Genomic DNA, 3,205 nt, shown 5'->3' with positions numbered 1-3,205 from the left:
AAATCATTTTACGCTTAAAGATACCTTTTCAGTGGAAAAACGAGCTTTTCCCATTGGTAGCAAAATATTATATTTCGGAAGGAAGAACGGATTCGGAAGCACTTGAAATTATCGAGAAGGCGGTTGAAAAAGAGCTGACTCGAATTAACATGTAGAAGGTAAAAGAAAAACGTATATGCATCCCCTAGAAACAAAAGACCATCAAGATTTAATCCAGATGCTAATGGCATTGGGGAATGCTTACTTAGAAAAAGGGTTTTATTCAGACGCCGCTAAGAAGTATGAACAAATTATTGCTCTAAAAGTGGCAAACAAAAATTTGTACATCAATCTTAGCAAAGCTTATATCGGAGCAAAAAAACTAGATAGCGATGCAATTGCGGTATTTAAGAAGGCGATTCAATATGCTCCTAACAATGCAGATTTATGTAAAATTTTAGCCCTTTCTTTTTTAAACGAAGGCCGTGAGGATGCTGAAGCCCTGCAAATCTACCAGGTAGCCCTGAGGCACAATACTCCCATTTTTGATAAACTCGCCGAACGAGTCGGTATGATTTATTTCAAGAAAAAGGATTTTCACAAATGCAAGAAAACGGTGGAAATGATTCTGGAAAAGTCCGGGTACCAGCCACGGGCATTTTCCATGTTCATTCATAGCTGCTGGAGCGCCGGGTTGTTTAACGACGCCATTGCTCAGTTAAAAAAATTATTTGACGTCGCAGAAAATAAAAATGTCATTGGTAAATACTTGTGTCTCACTTTTTTGGAAAAGAAATTCGCAACCGAACTCCAAAATCAAATCGCCATATTTAGTCCTTTGGACAAAAACATCACTATTGGTTTTCTCGGCAGCATTGCACGGTTCAATAGATTGCAAGATCTCAGTTTGTTTCTCGAATTAGAAAGATTCTTAAGCAAAGATAAATACTGGGATGATTCAAAAGCTGCCTCGGTAAAAGAAGCGGAAAATGTCTACGTTTTGCAACAAATGGAAGCTTCTGCTGAGGATTCCGAGCAGAAAGAAAACGCCGCCCTGCCCTCTAACACTATCACTTCAGATGTTCTGGATAAATTGCAGACCTTTGAAGCCATCACCGGCAGAAGTATCGGCAGCGGCACCGGAACGCACTCCAAATTAACTTATGAAGATTTCGAAAAAGAAGGCGCAGCGATTTTTTCAGAAACGGAGGACGGGAGTCAAAAATGGAAGTTACCGGATAACCTGGAAGTATTAATCACGATTGAATTTTCTAACTTTGATCAGCTTAGGACCGATTTTGGGCAGCAGCAAATTGAACAAGTTAAACGCAAACTCTATGTCCTCTTATTCGATCAGTTGGAAAAATACCAGTTGGTCCATATTTGGGCGGCTTCTAACGGGCTACTCATTTTTGCAAAAGAAACCGTGAGCGCTGTTTCATTTGCGATCGGGGTGTTAAGCAAGCTCGGACGTTTTAATCACCTGAGCGAGCCTAACGAACAAATCCATTTGTCCTTCGGTATCCATTGCGCACGGGAAAGCTTCGGGAAGAACAGCGACCAAACGCTAAAAGACCTTTCAACCGGTGTAAAAATCGGAATTGCCGGTGAAAGAGATTTACCAACCAACTCGGAATACAGCGACGCATTAAGGAAAACCGATCGTATCTTTATAACCGGCAAAGCTTACAGACAAATAAAAAATTCCAATCGATTTTTGGCGGAGACAATTGGGCAAGTTAATCTTAAATATTTTAGCGACACCCTGGGGCTGCATGAAATCGATTGGAGAAACCCAATTGATGAATTGACTTTTGGAAACATCAACAAATTAGGTAGATTTGACCTCCTGGCTGATCTCGGCAAAAAAGGTGTATTTCAAGCTTATAAAGCTAAGGATTCAATATTGCGCAGAATTGTGCTCTTGAAGGTAGTAAAATCGGAAGTCTTTAACTCATTGCCGTCCAATAATGAGCAAAAACGAGCCTTTTACCAGATGGCAAAAGCACTTGGGCAGATGAGCCATCCGAATATCGCCAACATTTATGAAGTTGAGGAAGACAAAGGATTGACATATATCGTCAGGGAGTTTATTGAAGGCGCTCCGGTCACAGAATTATTTCAAAGTCAAATAAAGTTCAATGCCGAAAGACTTATACAAGTTATTCTACAGATTTGCAAAGGACTCTATTACGCGCACCAATTGGGCTTCTTCCATTTAAATTTGAAACCAGGCAATATTCGAGTCGGGCTTTATGATGAAACGAAATTAATGGATTTCTTCAATCCACAGGCATTTTTTGAGGACAAGAAACGTAAAGATAGGGACGAGGAGAACGATAGAATTTACTATCTTTCACCCGAGCAAGTTCACGGTCTGGACGGGGATGGCAGGAGTGACATATTTTCTTTAGGAGCCATCCTATATCAAGTAGTGACGGGGATGAATCCATTTGCAGATTCTACGGAAGATGAGACCCGAAGCGCAATCCTCAGCAAAGCTTTGCTGTCGCCAAGAGAGTTAAACGATCAGCTCCCGAAGTTCTGTGAGGTCTTAATTATGAAATGCCTTGCCAAGGATCCGATGAAAAGATTCCAGACAGTTAACGAGATGATAACGGTCATAAAGAAGGCGATTGAGAATGGCATCGTCTCCAATTTTAATTACCATATCGCGCAATCGAGGGACCATTATTAACAACATTCTTTCCCGCAGAGCATGGGAAAGAGACATGCCTCGACCGAGTTTATCCTGAGCCTGTCGAAGGCTCAGGATGAAGATTCAAGCGAGGCGTTCCTGCGGCGGAGTTTATCCCGAGCGCAGCAGAAGGGATCAGGACAGACTTTTGCTGAATCATTCTATATAAAGCGAGATTGCTTCGCTGAGAAACGCTCGCAAAGACAGTATAAAATAATGATAAAAAATAAATACAAACAAAAATTAAAAAAGAGGCCCGGGCCACTAAGGAGGTGATTAGTTTTTCCCCCGGTAAAAACGATTTTTAGCTAAATAATTTTATTAAATAAAACTAATTAAGGAGAACCATCATGGGACAACAACAACTTTTACTTCTGGTATTGAGCGCTATTATTGTCGGCGTATCGATTGTAATCGGCATTAACATGTTTACCAGCAGCGCGGTACAAGCCAACCAGGATGCGGTTTTGCAGGACTGCATGATGATTGCTGCCAGAGCGCAGGAGTGGTATAGAAAGCCAGCCTCTA

3 protein-coding genes are annotated in these 3,205 nt (G+C 41.2%); all 3 read left to right on the top strand.

All coding sequences use genetic code 11. From position 1 onward, the window contains the following. On the top strand, positions 1-155 hold a 155-nt coding region (locus IH879_21855; protein ID MCH7677571.1), incomplete at its 5' end, for a hypothetical protein. A 20-nt stretch (positions 156-175) separates the two neighbouring features. Further along, a complete protein-coding gene (locus IH879_21850; GenBank protein MCH7677570.1) occupies positions 176-2,677 on the top strand; it encodes a protein kinase in 2,502 nt (833 codons plus the stop codon). Between the two features lie 350 nt (positions 2,678-3,027). Continuing rightward, positions 3,028-3,205, top strand: a 178-nt coding sequence (locus tag IH879_21845) for a hypothetical protein (GenBank protein ID MCH7677569.1), incomplete at its 3' end; no start/stop codon positions are given.

This window comes from candidate division KSB1 bacterium (assembly GCA_022562085.1).
Taxonomy (GTDB): domain Bacteria; phylum Zhuqueibacterota; class Zhuqueibacteria; order Oceanimicrobiales; family Oceanimicrobiaceae; genus Oceanimicrobium.
Note: the sequence above shows the minus strand (reverse complement) of the source record. Positions and strands in the feature narration are given on the sequence as shown.

Excerpts from the sequence above, each read along its gene's own strand:
- IH879_21850 (MCH7677570.1), top strand. The coding sequence starts at position 176 with ATGCATCCCCTAGAAACAAAAGACCATCAAGATTTAATCCAGATGCTA.